The sequence below is a fragment of the Azospirillum formosense genome (assembly GCF_013340925.1).
Classification (GTDB): Bacteria; Pseudomonadota; Alphaproteobacteria; order Azospirillales; family Azospirillaceae; genus Azospirillum; species Azospirillum formosense.
In genome coordinates, this window is record NZ_WHOR01000015.1 from 1 (window position 1) to 18,027 (window position 18,027).

Sequence of the window (18,027 nt, forward strand, 5' to 3'; positions counted from 1 at the left end):
AAGCATCTAAGCGGGAAACCCACCTCAAAACCAGAACTCCCTTGAGAGCCGTGACAGACCATCACGTCGATAGGAGGCATGTGGACGGGCGGCAACGCCTGAAGCTGAGCCTTACTAATCGCTCGAAAGGCTTGATCCTTCCCAGTCGGTGGCCCGCGCGCAGCGGCAAGCCCTGGACGCACGAGCCAACACCGCAAGCAAACATGCACGACGTCCTCGCTCAACGAAACCTCTGCCGTCCCGTCCGGATGGTTCGCGTGTGCCTTGGTGACCTGGTGGTCATGGCGAGGCTCCCAACACCCGATCCCATTCCGAACTCGGCCGTGAAACGCCTCAGCGCCGATGGTACTGCGTCTTAAGACGTGGGAGAGTAGGTCGCCGCCAGGTCACCACGGCACACGCCACGCCATCCAGGAACGTGGACGCAGCAGGTTTCGCACGCACTTGACAATCGTCGCACACGGGTCCCTTCCCAAGGAACATCCGCGGGGTGGAGCAGCCCGGTAGCTCGTCAGGCTCATAACCTGAAGGTCGCAGGTTCAAATCCTGCCCCCGCAACCATCGACAGTCGACAGCCCGCCTCCAACAAGGCGGGCTGTCGGCGTTTCGGGTCCGCTTCGGCGCAGGCCGCCAGGATCGCCTTCAGGGTAAGCGGTGTTTTCAGGCCACAGCGGGTTCCGCCTGCCGGGCATAGGCCCAGGGCAGCAACTCATCGAGCTTGGTGATCGGATGCCCGCTGGCAGTTTCGTCAGCACATCGGCGAACCAAGCCTGCGGATCGACGCCGCTGGACTTGGCTGGCCAAGCTGCGCAAGCGCCGTCCGGCCAACGTGGCCGCGGTCGCCGTCGCGAACAGGATGGCGCGGGTCGTCTGGGCGCTGCTGCAATACGGAAGAACCTTCGGCAGACCGGTGCCACGGGTGGCGTAGGGACGGAACACGAGTCGGCCGACAAGCAGCTGGGCCGGCGCGGTTGCGAGGCGTGAACCGAGCGTGATGGTGATACCGGGCGGACCGGAGCTGGGAGAAACCCGTTGCGCGCATCGAGCTTCGAGCCCGCGGCACGTGATTGGGCTTCGGCTTGCGGATTGACCATCAAGGCCGGCAACGCGGGGCGCGTTGCCATGACGGGCCGGATGGATGACCGCAGCCGTGGCATCTGCCAGAAACGCGAGGAGAACACTTGGAAAGGCGGGGGCGTCCATGGATGCCGTGGGACGGGCCGCTACTCGCCTTTCGGCCGGCAAACATATGGTCCAGCTGATGCCTACCGCGCTGTCCTCAACTTTCTCAGACCTGGCCCGCCTCACGGAACAGGAGGCTTCTCTTGCGATCAAGTCCCCAGGTGTAGCCCCAGTCACCTCCATCGGCTTTCACAACGCGATGGCAGGGAATGGCGACGGCGAGCGGATTGCTCGCGCAAGCGCTTGCAACCGCGCCGACCGCCCTGGGGCAGCCGACCGCCTTAGCGATTTCATCGTAGGAAATCGTCGACCCCGGCGGCACGGATTGAAGCACTTTCCAGACACGTCTTTGGAAGACGGTGCCCCGCACGTCGAGCGGCAGCTTCGCCCCCATCGCGGGCGCCTCCACCAACCCGACGACGCGGGCGACCAATGTCTCGTACTGCGTGTCGGCTCCGACCAATGTCGCATGCGCAAAGCGGTCCTGGAGGTCCTGGAGCAGAGCTTTCGGATCATCGCCCAGCAGGATCGCGGCAACGCCGGAGTCGCTGGAGGCCACGACGATGGCGCCGAGCGAGGTCTGGCCGACCGCGAAGCGGATGGTTTCCCCGGTTCCGTGCGCCTTGTAGTGCGACGGCGTCATGCCCAAGGACTTGCGGGTCACCGCGTAGAAGCGTCCACTTGAACCGAAGCCGGTCTCGTAAATCGTCTCTGTAATCCTCCGGCCTCGCGAGAGACGCTCGCGAACGTCCTGTGCCCGCTTCTCCTGGGCAAAAGCACGAGGCGTCAGGCCGGTCTGAGCCTTGAAGAGGCGGTGCAGATGACCTTCGCTCATGCCTAGAGCATGCGCGAGCGCGCTGACGGATGGAATTCCCTCATCGGCCTCGATGAGCCGGCAGGCCTCCGCCACGAGTTCCGCATGCCGATCGCCGATCGGCCCGTCCTGAGGTCTGCAGCGCCGGCACGGGCGGAATCCGGCGGCTTCCGCGTCTTGCCGGCTGCCGAACAGCCTGACGTTCTCCGGCTTGGGCGGGCGGGACCCGCAAGTCGGACGGCAGTAGATTCCCGTCGTCGTCACACCGCGCCATGGGGCGCCGCCGGCCGCCGCATCGTGCTCGCCGCTTGGTGCGCCTCCGGTTTTCTGCCGGGCGGGTGCGTTTCCCACGCGATGACCTTGCGCGGCCGCGGCGCCCGGCATCAGGCGATCTCCCGGCGCGCCGAGCCGAACGGATTGTCGATGAGGTAGCGCCACAGGCCGTCCTCACTGCGACGGGCGATGTCGGTCGCCGTCGCGACCATGTTCACCATCGTTCCGTCCCGCGCGATTCCGATATACGACCAGTCCAGGATCAGGGAGGCGATGTTGTCCGCGACGAAGAGGTGTCGCTGGGTGATCGACATCTCCAGGCCGAGGCTGAAGTATTTTTCGAGTTCGGCGCCGATCTGCGCGTGCCCGACATGGGATTTGCCGGTGGCGTCGATAATCATGCCGGCAGGATCATAGAACCCGAGCATGACCTCGACATCGAGCGAATTCAGGTGCGCCAGCAATGCGGGAACGATGCCTTCGGGGGTGGTGGCGAGAGCGAGCTTGTTCGACATGAGGACCGATATCCTTGGATGGCGCCCGCGGCTTGCGAGCCCCCATTCGATGCCCGAAAGCGTCTGGCGGCGAACTCCGCTTTCTGATTTCAGATTCGGCGCACCGGTGGCGCCGGGGTCGGACCTCGGGGGATCCGTCTCCCCATCCGACCGGCGAGACGGATCTCCCGCAGGCAAGTCAGGCTTTGGCCGACACCGGCAGGCGGAAAGGCGCACCCAGCCGGTTGACGGCATTGATGGTCGCAATGGCCACCGTCAGATCCACCAGCGCCTTCGGTTCGAACACCGCCGAAACGGCGGCATAGGCTTCGTCGGATGCATGGGTTTCGCTGAGGCGGGTCACCTCCTCAGTCCAGGCCAGCGCTGCGCGCTCCTGGTCAGAAAATAGGTGTGGAACCTCGTCCCAAACCGGAACCAGCGTGATCTTGTCGGGCGACATGGTGCTGCGCAGGTCGCGGCTGTGCTTGTCGATGCAGTGGGCGCAGCCGTTGATCTGGGAGGCGCGAAGGAACACGAGGTGGATGAGCTCCTCGGGTAGGTTCGTGCTTTTCGCGACGTAATGATAGAGGCCGCCCACGGCCTTCGCGCTATCGGGCGCCACTTCGTACCAAGTCAAGCGTGCCATTTTACAACCTTTTCCTCTGTTGATTGGGCGTGGTTCGTCCTTCGCCGAATCCGTTCGGCGTCGGGGTGTTTCGGGATGCCGTGGGCCGCCTCAACGGGGCGAGCGGCGTCCTTTCCTGACGGCGGCGATGCGTGCGGTTTCCCGGGCGGCCCCGCGGTCACGGAACCAGTCGGCGACCAACGCTTCGAACTCGGGCGGTCGCCCACCTCGCGCGAGGTCGGCGAGGGTCGTTCTGGCGAGTTCGACCCGCATCTGCTTTTCGGCGCGGAGCATCACGGCGTGAATTCGGCAGATGCCTGAGATCGACCATGCGGGCGGAACGCCGCCAAAGAGGACGCAGCCGCGGCGCACCTCCTTGCAGTCGAAAAGCTTGCGGTCGCCTTCTATGGCGTCGACGACGTCGAGCACAGTGACGTCGGACGCTGGCTTCGCCAGCGCGTAGCCGCCGCTGATTCCGTCGCTCGAACTGACGATGCCGGCCTTCTCAAGCTTCGGCATGATCTTCGCCAGCATGGCAGCCGGAATACCCTGCATCTCTGCGAGATCCCGGCTGCTAGGGCGCTTGGGATGCTCGGCCAGCAGCCAAAGGACGGTATGCAGGCCGTACTCGACCGACACGCCATAGAGGCTCAGCGCCCCCTTGCGACGGCCGCTAGCGTCACCGTCCGACATCGCTGCACTGCCCGGTTCGGATTCATCTGTGTTGTCGCTCATAACGCAACCTTACTAAGTCCGCGTTATGAGTCAATCAGCAATGAGTGCCTATCGCATCGTGAGCATACGACGCGAGCCGCGGTTAGGGTCCGGACTGTGAAACAGCGCGCAGGCACGCCTCCAATGAATCTCGTACTTTCAGCCGGCTATTGTGCCGATCAGCGTGGAAACGCCATGCCCATTAATACCTTCGGCGCCGCCTTCGGATTGCACGAGGCTCTCGCTTTCATCTCCGATGAACCCGCCTTTTGGCCCCACGCATGACACGCCATGAGTCCCAAAATGCGCAAAGTCGACGCTAACACCTATCGCGATGCCCTCTGATAAACACGGGAGGGACGCGACGCACTGACTTCCTACCTCCGTACGTTGACCGAGCTTGGCCGCCTGATTCTGGTGGCTTGGAGGCCAGACAGTGCCCTAACCATCGCCGACACGGCCGCCCGACTTCCGCTGTTCATCGCCATCGTCCGCAAGGGCCGAAAACGCGGCATACTCAACGCTTTCAAGCCCCTCTGGCGGCGCTCCGGGAAAGCGTCTCGTCTCCCCGGTCCTAGCAGCCCACAGGTATCCTGGTGGCGCCGATGGCCATCATTGCTCATTCGCCGATGAGGGCAGGGGCGCTTGGTGATTGCCCTGGAGCGATTGGCTGCACCGGTTCAAGTTCGGCCACCACGCGCAGCTCATCGAGATTGGAGCAGTCCAACAACTCCTGTCGACCGTCGGGATACCGGCGGATGACGTGGTTGGCTGGTGTCTGGTCGTTGGCGATGTAGATGGGCTGACCGGCGGCCAAGTGTTCGCGGGCGGCTTCCCCACTGCCAGCCCCGCGCAGCCCCCGGGATGCCATGTTCACCACTTCCCCGGGATGCCGAAGGCGGCAGGCTGCTGGAACGGGCTGGGCTGTTTGAAGAAAACTTTGCTCATGCTGTGGGCCTCCTGCGAAGAGAACCGTTATTTTAGCCGCTGAAATTCCAAACTGGCCGGCAGCCCCATTTTAGCGGCTAAAAGGTGATGTGTGAACCGGCGCTCAATTCCATTCAGCCAGGGGGCACTACACGGAAGTGCGCAAATTGTCCCGGATGGGGGAACGCGGCAGAAACGTGAGTTCCGCCGCGCTCCAGCGCTCCTTTCTGCGCTCTTTCACGACAGCAGTCCCCATATGCGCTCCAGCCGCTGAGCGCGACCACGTTTCGCGTCGCGCTGCGTGGCGCGCCACCACCGCAGCCACCAGTTCGGGGTCGGACTCGATCACGAACAGCAGGGTCCGCGTGGCGGCGTCGGGCTGGGAGCGGCCCGGCTCCCAGTCGCGCAACGTGCCCAGCGGAAAGCCGAAGCGGTCGGCGAAGGCCCGATGCGAGAGGTTCAGCTTGGCGCGGATGCCGCGCACCGAAATCCCACCAGGCGGGTGGACCACGCGCAGCGCGTCCGCCGGCGCGTCGGGGTTGGCAGCGATCCGGCGGTCAATATCGTCGTCGGTCATCGCGTCGATGCGCGCCCAATCCACCGCCGCCAGTTGCAGCGCGGGGTGTAGCGGGCAACGAACAGGCGGCCGTTGATGGTGCCGAAGGCGTTGATGCGCGTCCCGCCGTAGGCGTGGCGGGTGTCGGGGACTTCGACGGTCAGACCCTCCAACAGCAGGGTGGCGGCGACGAAGCCGATCCCGTGCTTCTCGATGTTGGTCTCGTTCTTGGCGTCGTCCCAGCAGGACGTCCCGGCCCCCCTGTCGATGCCCCGTGGTGCGGGATTTCCGTACTGTAGACCAGGAGGAAGATACGGAATTCCCGTAATTTTCCGAGGACTCAACGGCGCCCATCCGCGACGGCACTCACACCGGTTCCGCCGAGCCCACGACGAGGTGCGCAACGTCCTACGCCCGGCAACCCGGCGCAACCAGCACGTCTCAGCGGCGCAGCCACGGGCGATCCATGTCCGAAGGGCCGCTGCTCTGCGCGATATGATCGGCCGCGCGCAGTTCACGGCGCCCGCCGCAGGACCTTCGGCATCGTCGACTCGGGCATGGCGCGACACCTGACGGAACCGAGAGACTGCAGCGATCTTGGAGTTTCTCGGGCGACCTTGAATCATCTCCGGGCCGCACATCATGCCGTCGCATTCACGAGATGGCCCGATACGGTCGAGATGAACGCACGAAGACGCTGAAGACGCCGTAGGTCCCGGTGATATCCCATCCAGATGTCTCGCGCCGGCGGCGGCGTCGGCAGGTCCAGTCTGCGAATACCCGGGATCTGATTGCCAACCACGCGGGGCAGGACGGCAATTCCGACGCCTTGCCTGCACATGCGCCCCTGGACGTTCCGGTTGTTCGATCGCAGGACCGGCCTCGCGTTGGGGAAACTCTCGATGAGCCACGCGATGTCAGGGAAATGGCCGGTGGACGTGTCGTGGGTGATCAGCCGGAAACCGGTCCCATCGCCATACTTCGGCTCCTGCGCCTCTTCCGCGATGTAAACGCCGTACTCAAGGCGGAAGAGCCGTCGCTGAACAACGTCAGCGGTGTCGAACGGAACGATGCGAAAAGCGACGTCGGCCTCCCGCTGGGCGAGATTGAACAGGCGCGTGCCGGTCAGGATCTCGACGTCGACATTGGGGTAGGCTTTCGAGAAATCCGCCAGGATGGGCGGCAAGACATAGGCCCCGAACCAGTCCGCGGATGAAATGCGCAGACTGCCTTTGAGGTTCTGCTCCTGCCCCGCAAGCCGGCGCTCCATCGCCAGCGCGCTTTCCTCCATCTGCTCCGCCAGCGCGATGATCCCGTGGCCCTCTTCGGTCAGAACAAGACCGTCCGCGGTGCGCTGGAAGAGCGTGTGACCGATCGCCTGCTCAAGTGCGCGGAGGCGCCGGCCGACGGTCGGATGGCTTGTCTGAAGAGAGCGCGCGGCGGCGCCGAGCGTGCCGGATCGCGCAATCGCGAGAAAGACTCTGACGTCACTCCACTCCATCGCAGCCGCCCACACAAAACTGAACGCCGAGAGTACAGTTATGTCACTTACCGAACAAATCCAAATACCTAGATTGCCATCGTCGTCTGGAGACGCGTCCTTCTGCGGATCCGCCATCCCCATGCGGGCCGCCGCTTGGGTGAAGGAATCGTGACCCTGGCTGTGGGGCCCGAGGAAAGCTCGTCCGGACGGAACAGAGAGGATTTTCCTGAGGGGTCGCGGAACGCGGCGGCCCGCCTCGATACTCGCAAATGAGGAGCTCGACGATGATCACGATGCTGGTGACCTATGCGGGCGATGAGGAAACGCCGTTCGACCGCGACCATTGGATCAACGTGCACTTCCCGCTCGTGCGGGAAAGCTGGGGACGTTATGGGCTGGTCAGCGCCGGCGGGTTCTTCCCGCAAGGTGATGGCGCCGGGCTGATCGCGGTCGGGGTCGTCAACTTCCGCGACGAGGCCGCCATGGAAGCCGCGCTCATTTCGCCCGAGACCGCCCAGGTCATGGCTGACGTCGACATCGTCACCGCCGTCAAACCGCAGCGCAGCATCGTGAAGCCGCTCTGAGCGGCACAGCGGTGCCTGTCGATTGCCCGGGCCGCTGATCTCTCCAGGTCGCGGCGGCGACAGCCTGGCGTCGTCTGAAACCAACTCGGAGAAGAAACAATGAAGACTTGGCTCATCACCGGCTGCTCGAGCGGCTTCGGACGGCGCCTCGCGCTCGCCGCGGCACAACGCGGCGATCAGGTCATCGCGACGGCCCGCGATGTCGAAACGATCGAAGACATGGCCGAGCCGTTCGGCGGCCGCATGATCGCCTTGCCGCTGGACGTGACGGATGCGGCGGCGGCCAAGGCAGCGGTCGCAAAGGCGGTCGAGACGTTCGGCGGGTTCGACGTGCTCGTGAACAATGCCGGCTACGGACTGTTCGGTGCGATCGAGGAAGGCACGCCCGAAGACTATCGGCCGATGTTCGAGGTGAACGTCTTCGGTCTGATCGAAACCACCAGAGCCGCTCTGCCCATCCTGCGACGTTCGGGCGGAACGATCGTCACCATGTCGTCCGGCGCCGGCATCGCGGGCAGCGGCGGCGGCGGTTACTACAACGCCGCCAAGTTCGCCGTGGAAGGGATTTCCGAAGCGCTCGCCAGCGAGCTGGAGCCGTTCGGCATCCGCGTGCTGATCGTCGAGCCTGGGCCGTTTCGCACCGATTTCCTTGGCCGTTCGATCAGGATGGCGGCCAACGAGATGCCGGAATACGCCGCGAGCTCGCGCAAACACTATCGCGAAACCAACAACGGCAATCAGGCGGGCGATCCCGACAAGGCGATCACGGTGATCCTGAAGGCCGTCGATGCCGACGACGCCCCGCTTCATTTGCCGCTCGGTCCCATCGCGCACGCGATCGCCGAACGAAAGCTGGCCGCGTTCCGCAGCGATATCGACGCTTGGCGCGACATCTCGGTCGCCACCGATTTCGATCAGCACTGAGCGCTGGCCGCGAGCTTTGTTTAAGCGTCAACATCGACTGGGAAGCGATCATGATCGCAACGTTGAAGGGGTTTACCCAGCAGCTGGTGCCGGTGAACGGCATCAAGATCAACGCTGTCACGGGAGGTTCGGGCCAGCCGATCCTTCTGCTTCACGGCTGGCCGGAAACATGGTGGGAATGGCACAATGTGATGCCGCTGCTGGCCGAGCATCTCAGTGTGGTGGCCATCGATCTGCGCGGCGCGGGCTTTTCCGACTGCTCGCTCGACGGCTATGACAAGGCAACGATGGCGCGCGACGCGCACGAGGTCATGATTGCCCTTGGGCATGAACGCTACGCCGTGTGCGGACATGACATCGGCGGAATGGTCGCCTTGCCGCAGGCCGCCATCCACAGGGAGGCTGTCACCCACCTGGCCGTCCTCGACGTTCCGCTTCCCGGCTGGACCGGATGGGAGGCGACGACCGCGGGGCTCTGGCACTTCGGCTTCCATATGAACCGGGATCTGCCCGAGCGCCTGATCCACGGCCGTGAATATGACTATGTATCGACCTTCATGGCAGAGCGTTTCTACGATCACAGCACCTTCAATCCGGCCGACATCGAGATCTACGCGAAGGCGATGGCTCTTCCTGGCCGCACGCGCGGCGGCATGGAATGGTATCGCACCCTCGCCGCCGATCATGCGGCGGCTCTTGAGTACAAGAAGCACCCCCTCGGGATACCGGTGCTCGGTCTGGGTGGGGACCAGCGGTTCGGTGCGCAGATGGTGCCGATGCTCAAAGAGTTTGCCAATCATGTGACAGGTGGCTCGATCGCGCGGTGCAGCCACTATGTCGCGGATGAGCGGCCCCATGAAGTCGCGGCCGCCCTGATCGATTTCCTCAAGGCCAGCTGAAACTAAGGCCAACTGAAACTAAGACCAGCTGAAACTCTGCGCCCGCGCCGTCGCGGGCCGGGCGGATCGCGACGCTGCGGGCGAATTGCACCCGAAGCGGTTGCGATGGATCGACAAAATCAAGGAGACTGTCATGACCGCACCCCTCATTCGCGGCGTCAATCACATCGGCATTACGGTGCCCGACATTGAAGCGGCAAAATCGTTCCTGGTGAAAGCCTTTGGCGGCCAGGTGATCTACCAATCCTTCGGACCGCAGGATCCACCGCGGCAGGGACCCGAATTCGAGCGGGCCGTCGGCGCTTTCCCCGGAACGGTCGTGCGTGCGCAGGCGATGGTCAAGATCGGAACCGGACCCGATATCGAGCTCTTCGAAATGCACGGTCCCGAGCAAGCCCAGCCGATCCGGGCGAGCGACTTCGGCATCACGCACTTCGCTCTCTACACCGACGACATCGACGCATCGGTCGAGCGCTTCGAAAAGGCTGGAGGCACCCCCCTCACCGCGCCGCGCGCTATTCCCTATGCTACCGAGAAAGGTCCTGGAAACAAGGTCTGCTACTGCCGCATGCCCTGGGGCACGACGATGGAATTCATCACCACGCCGGACCGTATGCCCTATCATGACCAGACTGATCTGCGCAGGTGGCAGGACGAGGACTGAGCAGGGCACGAACGGGCAGTACAGCGTCCTGCGGGAGAGGTGGTCCCCGTGTCCCGGTTCTCCCGCACTGTGCGTGGATCAGGCTGCCAGGAGGACGCGGCGGCGTAGCGGATCGAAGCTGGCGCGTCCGCACATCCGACGCCTGATCAGCTGAAGCTTGTTGACCTGCCCCTCCGTCTGCCCGTGGATGCCGCAGGACAGCGCGTCTGTGAGCCGAGTGTCCAACACGGCGGAGGGCGTTGTCACGGCAACTGAGTCGGCAAGCAGACCTTGCGACGTGCCCGGAAGGTGCGCAGGGTGCGGTGGGAGACCAGGTGGTGTTGGAGGGTGAAACAGTTGTAGACGGCGGCGTGCAGTGAAACGAAGCGCCGGGCCGACGCGGGCGGTTTGAACCGCGGGATCTTCCGCTCTCGTCGCCGCACCGGCTGGTGCGAGACGTCGACCCGGTTGTTCGTTCGCCGCCCTTGTTCATGATGGGCCGTCAGAGCGATTTCGCGGAAGGCGGCCCTGTCGGAACGGAGCATGCCGGTCGTGACCTGGATATTGGTGGCGGGCATACGTGAGCGGCGCCATCCCGCGAGGTTGCCGTCACGACCGGCAGGCCACCATCGTTGATGTGACAATGCCGGGCCGCCAGTTCGTCCTATGGCATCGCATCGGCCCGGCGGACACGCTCCAGGATCGCGCGTTCGCGCGCCAGGATGACATACCGGCCGATCGCCGAGAGAACGCGCTGATGGCTGGCGCCGCGGCGCTGAGAACGATGGACAGTCACGCCACGGGCATCGCATGTCGCCAGCCAGCCGTGCAGCGCCGCCCCATTGCCCGCCATCCAGCAGTCGTTGTCAGGCGTAAACAGCGCGATGCCGGAAAGCAGGCGCGCCGCCTCCTGGCAAAGCCCGTCGACGAAGGCGAGCAAACGACGGTCGTCGCTTTCGTCGGCCGCAGCGTCATAGGCGCCGAGCCCCTCCTGAAGGCACAGGAACAGCACCGGAATGGGCGAACCGGAGCGCGATCCCGGATCGCGTGGATGACAGACAGGAACGCCGGTCACATACTCGGCGAAGCGCTGCATCATCGCGACGCTGCACGGCCAGTCGAGTTCGAGCCGCCGCACCGTCGGCATCAGGTCCGCCTGCGACAGACGGAACCGGCGCAACGTATCCGCCGGAGCGGCAGCGGCAGCGGCAGCGAGAGAAATGAGCGGGCCGGCGACGGGTTCCGGCGGATGCCCCCGATCACGGAGCGGCGCGTCCCAATCCCCGGCATCCCGATCCTCAATGGTCCGTTCTGGAGACAGCATAGGCGTGCACCCTGAATGGGAAGGGCCGGATGCACGCCACCGTAGCGAGGCACCCAGGCAACCGTACAGGGGGCCTGGACGCGTCTTTTTTTCGCCATTCGGCGAATGACGAAAAAAATGCGCGTCTTCCTGACATCGCGGAGCTGCGGCGGCGGAGAGTACACTCGGCCCACAATTTTTCCGCTCGATCGCCGCTGCCGGCGAGCGCCTGGCGACGCGGCCGGCTATTCCCGATGTGTGAGGACGATTGATGACCGACCAGACTCTGTCACGCATGAGCGATCGACTGGACGACTGGCGGCCCGACGATATGGCCTTCTGGGTGGACGGCGGCAAGCCGATCGCGATGCGCAACCTCGCGATCTCGGCCTTCGCATTGCTTCTCGCCTCCTGTGTCTGGATGGTGTGGAGCGCCGTCGTCGTGCATCTTCCAATCGTCGGCTTCTCATATACGACCACACAGCTTCTGTGGCTGACGGCCGCCCCGGGCCTTTCCGGAGCGGTCCTGCGCCTGGTCTATGCCTTCACCGTGCCGATCTTCGGCGGGAGGTTGTGGACGACGATCAGCACGGCGTCCCTGCTCATCCCGGCGCTGGGGATCGGCATCGCCGTGCAGCATCCGGAAACGCCCTACGGCGTGATGCTGGTGCTGGCGCTGCTGTGCGGATTCGGCGGCGGGAACTTCGCCTCCAGCATGGCCAACATCTCCTTCTTCTTCCCCAAGGAACAGAAGGGCTGGGCGTTGGGCGTCAATGCCGGCATGGCCGACCTAGGCGTGGCGGTGGTGCAGTTCGCCGTCCCCCTGGTGATCGGCGGCGCGTTGCTCGGCCCGCTCGGCGGCGGCCCCCATGCCGCGGCTGCGCTCGGCGCGCCGTTGGACACCCATCAGGGCGTGTGGCTGCAGAACGCGGCCTTCATCTGGATCCCTTTCATTCTGCTGGCGACCGCGGCGGCTTGGTTCGGCATGAACGATATCGGCCATTCCCAGGCCTCCTTCGCCGAACAGGCGGTCATCTTCCGTCGCATGCACACCTGGATCAACGGGTGGCTCTACATCGGCAGTTTCGGCACCTTCATCGGCTTCGCGGCCACGTTCCCAATGCTGGTGAAGGCACAATTCCCCGGCATCGACCCGCTTGCCTACGCTTTCCTCGGACCGCTCGTCAGTTCGGCGGCGCGGTCGCTGTCGGGTGGCATGGCCGACCGGCTGGGCGGCGCACGCATCACCCTGTGGGCTTTCGTAATCCTGTTCCTCGCGGTGAGCACGATGACGATCTGCCTGAACAGCGGGGTGTTCTGGATGTTCCTGCTGAGTTCCATGCTGGTGTTCGCCACGGCCGGCGTCGCCTGCGCTTCGACCTATCAGATGGTGCCGATCGTCTTCCTGATCGACCGTATGCATGCCTATGATTTGCAAGGCGACCTCGGCCGCGCGCGTGCGCTGAAGGAAGCGACGCTGGAGGCGGCGACCGCGCTGGGGTTCATCTCCGCGCTGGCGGCATTCGGTGCCTTCTATATTCCCGGCGTCTTCGGACTGTCGATCAGCCTGACCGGGTCGCCGGTCATGGCGATCCAGCTTTTCCTGATCTTCTATCTGTCCTGCATTGTCGTGACCTGGATGTTCTACTGCCGGGCCGACGCAGGACTTCATTGCTGAGCGGCACCGGCCATGGATGCACGACGCCCGCCGATCCGCCACGCCCTCAAGGCCGACGCGGCGGCCGATAGCCCTGTTCTTCCGCGGCCTCCGGCCCGTGTCGGAGTCCGGCGGGCCGGGGCGGATGTCCCACCCTCTTCCCAAGGCGCGGCGCCTGCAGGGTTGCCCGGCTTCGCGATGTTGAGCGGAACGATCGTCGAGGTCACCGACGAGTGGCTCCGCGTCCACCAGTCCTATCGCTTCGGCGACGCCGCGCCGATGAGCTACAGCCTGCGTTGGCCGATCCCGCCGGTCCGCGTCATCGGCTCCTTGCAGGCGGGACGGCACACGGAATTCCTTGCGCCGGACTGGCTGGTTCGCGACAAGCAGGCGGAAATCCATAAGCTGGCGCGCCACGCCAGGCAACGCCAATCGGTTTCACCCGACGCCATAGCCTTCCTTTGACCCGTCCTGCCGGCAACAGCATCCGGTGGCACCCACCATGGCAACCCGCGACACCGGATCACAACCATTGATCGAGTGCGTCGAATTGTCGCCACCGCATCCAGGTTGCGAGGCGACGCATTATGAGTCATAAATCGGGGAAATAAAACTTCGCCTCGGCAGCCGTTATATACTCTTTTTCTATGCACATCGGGAGGAATACGAGGAACAACGGAATGTTTGAGCGGGAGAGGAACAAAATGGCCCCGATTCGTGGCGCACGCAAAAACAACAAAAATACTTCCAAGCCTAATCTTCTCCGCCCTGAAGCATTGTCGTCCGAAGGGTGGTGTGCATGGTGAACAAGTGTGAGCAGCACCGGAAATTGGCGCTGGCAATACGTTTGATCAAGCGCAATCTCCGAACCTCGATCGTCGCGGTGCACACCAATCTCAGCGCGACACAGCTCCGCACGCTTTATCATGAGATTCATGGGCACGCTTCGGTCTCGGGCATGTTTCCGGAGTCCGACCGGCTCTTTGCGACCCACCAGCGTGCGCTGGAGGCGTCGATCATCCTGACCGCCTATCTGAACTGCGCCGGCGCCGACGCGTTGCGCAGGATCGACATCGAGGCGCTGCTGCGCGCGCATGACTTCTATATGGACGTGCGTCAGGAATGCACGGGTCTGAACCAGTCGGCCATCGACCTGACCATGGCCTGGATTCTCGCCCGCGACCTGCGCTCCTGTGTTGTCGACCTGCGCACCTGCCCCTGCGGCATTCGCTTCGCCGTGCATGAGCAGCAGCGCATCCGGGCGCAGTGCCCGGTTTGCGGGTTGCCGCCGCTCTCCACCGCCAACGCTGCGGCCCACAGCTTCACGCCACCGGTTTCGGCCGACGCCGCCCACCTGACCGACCGCTTCTGCTGACCCGCCCTCCACAAAAGAGTGGCGTCATTCCGGTGCGTCACCAAGCACCGGAATGACGCCGGCAGATCACTGCTCCAGCCGCAAGTTGGTGAGCTGCGACCCGATGCTCTGGAACACGCTCTTGAGCTGGTCGGGGCTCGGCGTGTCCCAATAGTAGCTGGGCTGTGATGCGCAATTCCGGTAGAGCGCCTGGGTGTTGGCGTTCGTCTGTCCGATGGTGATGGTGTAGATGGTGATGCCGGGCTTTGGTTTGCCGTCGGCATCGAGAACGCCGGGGTTCTTCAGCTTCTCGCACAGGCGGGCCATGCGCTTGTTGATCTCGGACGTCGATTCGGAAAAGGACTTGGTGCCGAGCCGCCCTTCATCGATGCGGCCATAGGCCGTGTAATCGCCGGTCGGCGGCTTGGAATGGTCGAACCAGCTATTCTCGCCGTCGGTGACCAGGACAATCGCCTTGCTCATTTCCGGAGAACCGTAGTCGAGCGGCATCCCCTTCGGCGTCGGGCCTCCCCACAGCCCCTGCCAGCGCGGTGACACGGTGAACCACCCCGCCTGAAGGCCGAGGTTCGCCATGGTCCCGCCACGGTTCACCGGCTGCAGCGTTGCGATCTTGTCCAGCAGGTCCTTCTTCACGTTGGTCAGCGGCAAGACCGGAAAGCCGCAGCCGAGGTTCGGGCCGGTCCGGTCGTTGCTGTTGGTGTAGGTTCCGGTGTCGGTGATCGTCGGCCAATCATTGTCGCCGCCGCCCTTGCCGTTGTTCATGCTTTTGGTCGAGGGATAAAGGAACCGCTTGAACCCGGCGACCATGGGCGGGGTGTCATCCTCGTCGTAGGGGCTCGGCCGTGCCTCGACGCAGCCGCGCCAGGTGGACGGCGAATAGGCACCGGTGGACGGACCGCTCAGCGTCATCCAATCCCCGTGGCCGGTGCCAAGATTGACCTCAGCCGAGTAGGGAACGACGGAGATCCACAGCTTCTGGGTATCGGTCTGGTTGCCGAACAGAATATTCACCAGCGAGGTCGCCGCATCGCGCAGCTTGCCGATGCGGTTGTCGGTCGCCATCGATCCGGTGACATCGAGCACGAGAGCCAGTTCCAACCCGCCGGACATCTGGCGCCGCACACGGTTTTCCACCGTGATGGGCAGGGTGTCGATGCCCAGCACCCGGATCAGGGTGGTCGGAACCCGCACGCTGGACTTCACCGATACGGTCTGCCGGTCGGCGCTGATGGTGACCTCGGGGTCCGGAATCGGGGTGTCGAGGTAGGTCGTCGGAATGTTGGCGCGAAAATACTGGATCGCGTCCGCCTGGACGTTGGTCGTGTCGAGCACTCTGCCCCCGGCCAGTGCCCCGGCGTCGATGGCCGACGACAAGCGTTGTCGCACGAGATAGCCGCGCCCCATGTCGACCGACAGGCCGATGGCCCCGATCAGCGGAACGACTATCGCGGCGGCCATCACGGCGGTGGCGCCACGCCGGTCGTCCAGACAGCCGCGCAACGCGGAGAGCAAGTGCTGGGCGGCCGCACCGGCACGCCGCCTGCGAACAGCGGTCTTCTTCATGTCACGGGTCCAGTTTGGTCAGATCGCCGAAACGGGGGCGGGATACGGCTTGGCTGTAGACCGGCACGCCGGAGGGATCGCCGCCGAACAGGCTGCCGCTCAGCACGGTCGGCTGATAGGTGTGGAAGACCTCGACGAAGACGGCGCTGTCCCCGCTGCGAATCGAGAAGGCGGTGGGCAGGGTGGCCGCTCCGCCGACAGCCGAACCGATGCGGCTGGTCCAGGAGGAACTGCCCGAGCGCTGCTGCCACGCCACCTTGCTGCCGCCGCTTCCCGAATTGGCGACCGAGGTGACGATCACCGCCCCCACCTTGTCGATGTCGAGCGGCTGGGCGACCTGCCGCGCCGCCTCGAACAGCACGCCGACCTCGTCGCCGCGCTGGACCGTCATGCCCTGGCGCAGCCGCTTGAACTGGGTGGCGATCTTCGCCGTCTCGCTGGCGGCGCGCGCGATTTTGCCCACCGCCGAAACATGCTGGCTGAAATCCACCGCGGCGACGAGCAGAAGAACGAATGCCAAGGCGATTCCCGCCACTTCGATGGTGACGAGCCCGCTGCGGTTTCGGGCGAGACGGCCCGGCAGATGGCCCATGCGCCCCTCCTTGCTAGAACGGTTCGTTGCGGACGACGACGCGGGATTCGTAGTGGTAGGTCGGGTCGTCGAGCAGGCTGGCGGCGAGGCCGGTTAACGGCTTCCCCGTGTACTGCACCAGGTAGGCGACCGTCTGGCCGCTGGTCCCGGCGCCGGCGGCCCCACGGTCTGCATCCCAGATTCCATTCCCGTTGACGTCGGTGAAGGGCTCCCCGGAATCCCACCGTCCGTTGCCGTCGATGTCGCTGTAGGGTTCCGGCTTGCCGACGCTGCCGGCGTCCTGGTAGGCGAGCAGGCTGACGGTGAGATCCGCCGGGTCGACGAAACCGAAGGTCGTGCTGACAATGATCTTCCGAAGCTGCTGGTCGCGCGTCGAGCCGGCCGGCGGCGGCGCGCCGGTCAGCCCGGCGCGTGCCGCCTCGCGCGTGCCGATGTCCAACGCCACCCGCACCGCAAGCATGAAGCTCACCTCGATGACGATCACCGCGATCAAGAGGACGATCGGGGCGCCGATGGCGAATTCCACCACGGTGACTCCCGCCGCGTCATCGGCCAGGGATTTTCTGCGCAGCATGGCGCCACTCCTCAGGTACCGCTCGCGTTGACCGCGCGGGCGATGGCGGCGTGGCCGTCGGCCTGTCTGTCGAGCGACCGCAGCATGGCGTAGTAGGCGAGGTTCTCCTTCACCGCTTCGGGGCTCAGGTCCATCCTCGCGACCTCCGCCGCGGCATCCATCCGGCCGGACATACCGAGCGCCAGGGCCAAGTTCTGCCGGATGCGCTGCTGCCCGGCCGAGCGCTCGGCGCTCAGCTCGCGGAACAGGGGGATGGCCTGCTCCTTGTCGCCGGCCAACAGCATCGACAGAGCCAGATTGTTGCGGGCGCCGCGGTTGCCGGGCTGGAGCGCCTGCACCTGCCGGTACAGGACGCGGGCCTCCTCCGGCTTGCCCATCAGGTCGAGCGCGACGCCCTTGCCGTTGAGCGCGGCGGCATGCTGCGGCGCGGCGGCGAGTGCCCTGTCGAAGGCGGCCAGGGCCTCCCCCGGCAGGTTGCGCGCAAGGTCGACGCGGCCGATGCCGACTTGCGCGTCGGGATTGCCGGCGTCGAGCCGCAGCGCCGCCTGATAGGCGGCGATCGCCTCGTCGAAGGCACGCCCTTCGTGGAGCGCATCGCCAAGACCGAGCAGCGGCAGCGGCGAGGTCGGGTGGGCGGCGACGATCTGGCGGTAGAGAGTGATCGCCGCCTGATTGTCGCCGCCGTTGCGCGTGGCCTCGGCGATGCGCAGGCCGGTGGCCAGTTCCAGGGACGGCTTCGCCGACGCCATGCCGGCCAACTGGCCGAGGCCGGAGGGGTGCGAGCAGGCGCCCAGCATCAACGGAAGGGCGAGCAGAATGGCGAAAGGCAGGGAGACGGTACGCAT

At 64.9% G+C, this 18,027-nt stretch carries 22 protein-coding genes, 1 tRNA gene, 2 rRNA genes and 1 pseudogene; 12 read left to right on the forward strand and 14 right to left on the reverse strand.

Annotated features, from left to right (window positions below; translation table 11 throughout):
• The 4 genes and pseudogenes from GBZ26_RS03650 to GBZ26_RS30090 all read left to right on the forward strand — a co-directional run.
• Nucleotides 1-139 (forward strand): 23S ribosomal RNA (locus tag GBZ26_RS03650); the annotation flags it as partial.
• 132 nt (nt 140-271) lie between these two features.
• Nucleotides 272-387: ribosomal RNA gene (rrf, locus tag GBZ26_RS03655) — 5S ribosomal RNA — on the forward strand.
• Between the two features lie 97 nt (nt 388-484).
• Nucleotides 485-561: transfer RNA gene (locus GBZ26_RS03660), tRNA-Met, on the forward strand.
• A 232-nt stretch (nt 562-793) separates the two neighbouring features.
• Nucleotides 794-928 (forward strand): annotated as a pseudogene (locus GBZ26_RS30090) (IS110 family transposase); the annotation flags it as partial.
• Between the two features lie 360 nt (nt 929-1,288).
• Here the strand turns inward: GBZ26_RS30090 and ada are convergent.
• The 4 genes from ada to GBZ26_RS03685 all read right to left on the reverse strand — a co-directional run bounded on the left by ada (nt 1,289) and on the right by GBZ26_RS03685 (nt 4,123).
• Nucleotides 1,289-2,380, reverse strand: a complete 1,092-nt coding sequence (gene ada, locus GBZ26_RS03670) for a bifunctional DNA-binding transcriptional regulator/O6-methylguanine-DNA methyltransferase Ada (protein WP_174437638.1) — start codon at nt 2,378-2,380, stop codon at nt 1,289-1,291.
• Entirely contained in the window at nt 2,380-2,784 is a 405-nt protein-coding gene (locus GBZ26_RS03675; protein ID WP_174437639.1) for a YybH family protein, read from the reverse strand. Before GBZ26_RS03675 ends, ada begins: the two co-directional genes overlap by 1 nt.
• 178 nt (nt 2,785-2,962) lie before the next feature.
• Nucleotides 2,963-3,409: a carboxymuconolactone decarboxylase family protein gene (locus tag GBZ26_RS03680; RefSeq protein ID WP_174437640.1), complete on the reverse strand. Its 447-nt coding sequence runs from the start codon at nt 3,407-3,409 to the stop codon at nt 2,963-2,965.
• Nucleotides 3,410-3,499: 90 nt separating this feature from the next.
• Nucleotides 3,500-4,123 carry an RrF2 family transcriptional regulator gene (locus GBZ26_RS03685; protein WP_246653824.1) on the reverse strand — a complete coding sequence of 208 codons (624 nt, stop codon included), beginning with the start codon at nt 4,121-4,123 and terminating at the stop codon, nt 3,500-3,502.
• A 631-nt stretch (nt 4,124-4,754) separates the two neighbouring features.
• On the opposite strand from GBZ26_RS03685, the gene GBZ26_RS03690 reads away from it, so the two are divergent.
• Nucleotides 4,755-5,093 (forward strand): hypothetical protein, encoded by a 339-nt coding sequence (locus GBZ26_RS03690; RefSeq protein ID WP_174437641.1) that lies wholly within the window; start codon nt 4,755-4,757, stop codon nt 5,091-5,093.
• 84 nt (nt 5,094-5,177) lie between these two features.
• On the opposite strand, the gene GBZ26_RS03695 is transcribed toward GBZ26_RS03690, so the two are convergent.
• The 3 genes from GBZ26_RS03695 to GBZ26_RS03705 all read right to left on the reverse strand — a co-directional run bounded on the left by GBZ26_RS03695 (nt 5,178) and on the right by GBZ26_RS03705 (nt 7,086).
• Nucleotides 5,178-5,606, reverse strand: a complete 429-nt coding sequence (locus GBZ26_RS03695; RefSeq protein ID WP_174437642.1) for a helix-turn-helix domain-containing protein — start codon at nt 5,604-5,606, stop codon at nt 5,178-5,180.
• Nucleotides 5,603-5,929 (reverse strand): BrnT family toxin, encoded by a 327-nt coding sequence (locus GBZ26_RS03700; protein ID WP_174437643.1) that lies wholly within the window; start codon nt 5,927-5,929, stop codon nt 5,603-5,605. Before GBZ26_RS03700 ends, GBZ26_RS03695 begins: the two co-directional genes overlap by 4 nt.
• Before the next feature lie 296 nt (nt 5,930-6,225).
• Nucleotides 6,226-7,086, reverse strand: coding sequence for a LysR family transcriptional regulator (locus GBZ26_RS03705; RefSeq protein ID WP_174437644.1), 861 nt, complete (start codon nt 7,084-7,086; stop codon nt 6,226-6,228).
• A gap of 266 nt (nt 7,087-7,352) precedes the next feature.
• Here GBZ26_RS03705 and GBZ26_RS03710 point away from each other — a divergent pair, with 266 nt between their 5' ends.
• The 4 genes from GBZ26_RS03710 to GBZ26_RS03725 all read left to right on the forward strand — a co-directional run bounded on the left by GBZ26_RS03710 (nt 7,353) and on the right by GBZ26_RS03725 (nt 10,139).
• Nucleotides 7,353-7,652: an EthD family reductase gene (locus GBZ26_RS03710; RefSeq protein ID WP_174437645.1), complete on the forward strand. Its 300-nt coding sequence runs from the start codon at nt 7,353-7,355 to the stop codon at nt 7,650-7,652.
• Between the two features lie 99 nt (nt 7,653-7,751).
• A complete protein-coding gene (locus tag GBZ26_RS03715) occupies nt 7,752-8,576 on the forward strand; it encodes an oxidoreductase (protein WP_174437646.1) in 825 nt (274 codons plus the stop codon).
• Nucleotides 8,577-8,626: 50 nt separating this feature from the next.
• Nucleotides 8,627-9,475, forward strand: coding sequence for an alpha/beta fold hydrolase (locus GBZ26_RS03720; RefSeq protein ID WP_174437647.1), 849 nt, complete (start codon nt 8,627-8,629; stop codon nt 9,473-9,475).
• Between the two features lie 133 nt (nt 9,476-9,608).
• Nucleotides 9,609-10,139, forward strand: a complete 531-nt coding sequence (locus tag GBZ26_RS03725) for a VOC family protein (RefSeq protein ID WP_035676845.1) — start codon at nt 9,609-9,611, stop codon at nt 10,137-10,139.
• Nucleotides 10,140-10,381: 242 nt separating this feature from the next.
• Here GBZ26_RS03725 and GBZ26_RS03730 read toward each other — a convergent pair whose 3' ends face one another.
• Together GBZ26_RS03730 and GBZ26_RS03735 are read right to left on the reverse strand one after the other, a co-directional pair.
• Nucleotides 10,382-10,696 (reverse strand): IS6 family transposase, encoded by a 315-nt coding sequence (locus tag GBZ26_RS03730; protein ID WP_174437648.1) that lies wholly within the window; start codon nt 10,694-10,696, stop codon nt 10,382-10,384.
• An 86-nt stretch (nt 10,697-10,782) separates the two neighbouring features.
• A complete protein-coding gene (locus GBZ26_RS03735) occupies nt 10,783-11,442 on the reverse strand; it encodes a hypothetical protein (RefSeq protein ID WP_174437649.1) in 660 nt (219 codons plus the stop codon).
• A gap of 250 nt (nt 11,443-11,692) precedes the next feature.
• Between GBZ26_RS03735 and GBZ26_RS03740 the strand changes: the two genes are divergently transcribed.
• Together GBZ26_RS03740 and GBZ26_RS03745 are read left to right on the forward strand one after the other, a co-directional pair.
• Entirely contained in the window at nt 11,693-13,099 is a 1,407-nt protein-coding gene (locus tag GBZ26_RS03740; protein WP_211099873.1) for an MFS transporter, read from the forward strand.
• Nucleotides 13,100-13,261: 162 nt separating this feature from the next.
• Entirely contained in the window at nt 13,262-13,543 is a 282-nt protein-coding gene (locus tag GBZ26_RS03745; protein ID WP_174437650.1) for a hypothetical protein, read from the forward strand.
• A gap of 127 nt (nt 13,544-13,670) precedes the next feature.
• On the opposite strand, the gene GBZ26_RS30095 is transcribed toward GBZ26_RS03745, so the two are convergent.
• On the reverse strand, nt 13,671-14,015 hold the full coding sequence (locus GBZ26_RS30095) for a hypothetical protein (RefSeq protein WP_246654025.1): 345 nt from the start codon (nt 14,013-14,015) through the stop codon (nt 13,671-13,673).
• Between GBZ26_RS30095 and GBZ26_RS03750 the strand changes: the two genes are divergently transcribed.
• Nucleotides 13,926-14,453 carry a FlhC family transcriptional regulator gene (locus tag GBZ26_RS03750; protein ID WP_247884755.1) on the forward strand — a complete coding sequence of 176 codons (528 nt, stop codon included), beginning with the start codon at nt 13,926-13,928 and terminating at the stop codon, nt 14,451-14,453. The genes GBZ26_RS30095 and GBZ26_RS03750 overlap by 90 nt on opposite strands.
• A gap of 66 nt (nt 14,454-14,519) precedes the next feature.
• On the opposite strand, the gene GBZ26_RS03755 is transcribed toward GBZ26_RS03750, so the two are convergent.
• The 4 genes from GBZ26_RS03755 to GBZ26_RS03770 are packed head-to-tail and all read right to left on the reverse strand — an operon-like array spanning nt 14,520 to nt 18,027.
• Nucleotides 14,520-16,016 (reverse strand): TadE/TadG family type IV pilus assembly protein, encoded by a 1,497-nt coding sequence (locus tag GBZ26_RS03755; RefSeq protein ID WP_174437652.1) that lies wholly within the window; start codon nt 16,014-16,016, stop codon nt 14,520-14,522.
• A gap of 1 nt (nt 16,017) precedes the next feature.
• On the reverse strand, nt 16,018-16,608 hold the full coding sequence (locus tag GBZ26_RS03760; RefSeq protein ID WP_051141094.1) for a TadE/TadG family type IV pilus assembly protein: 591 nt from the start codon (nt 16,606-16,608) through the stop codon (nt 16,018-16,020).
• A 13-nt stretch (nt 16,609-16,621) separates the two neighbouring features.
• A complete protein-coding gene (locus tag GBZ26_RS03765; protein WP_174437653.1) occupies nt 16,622-17,182 on the reverse strand; it encodes a TadE/TadG family type IV pilus assembly protein in 561 nt (186 codons plus the stop codon).
• Between the two features lie 11 nt (nt 17,183-17,193).
• Nucleotides 17,194-18,027, reverse strand: coding sequence for a tetratricopeptide repeat protein (locus GBZ26_RS03770; protein WP_174437654.1), 834 nt, complete (start codon nt 18,025-18,027; stop codon nt 17,194-17,196).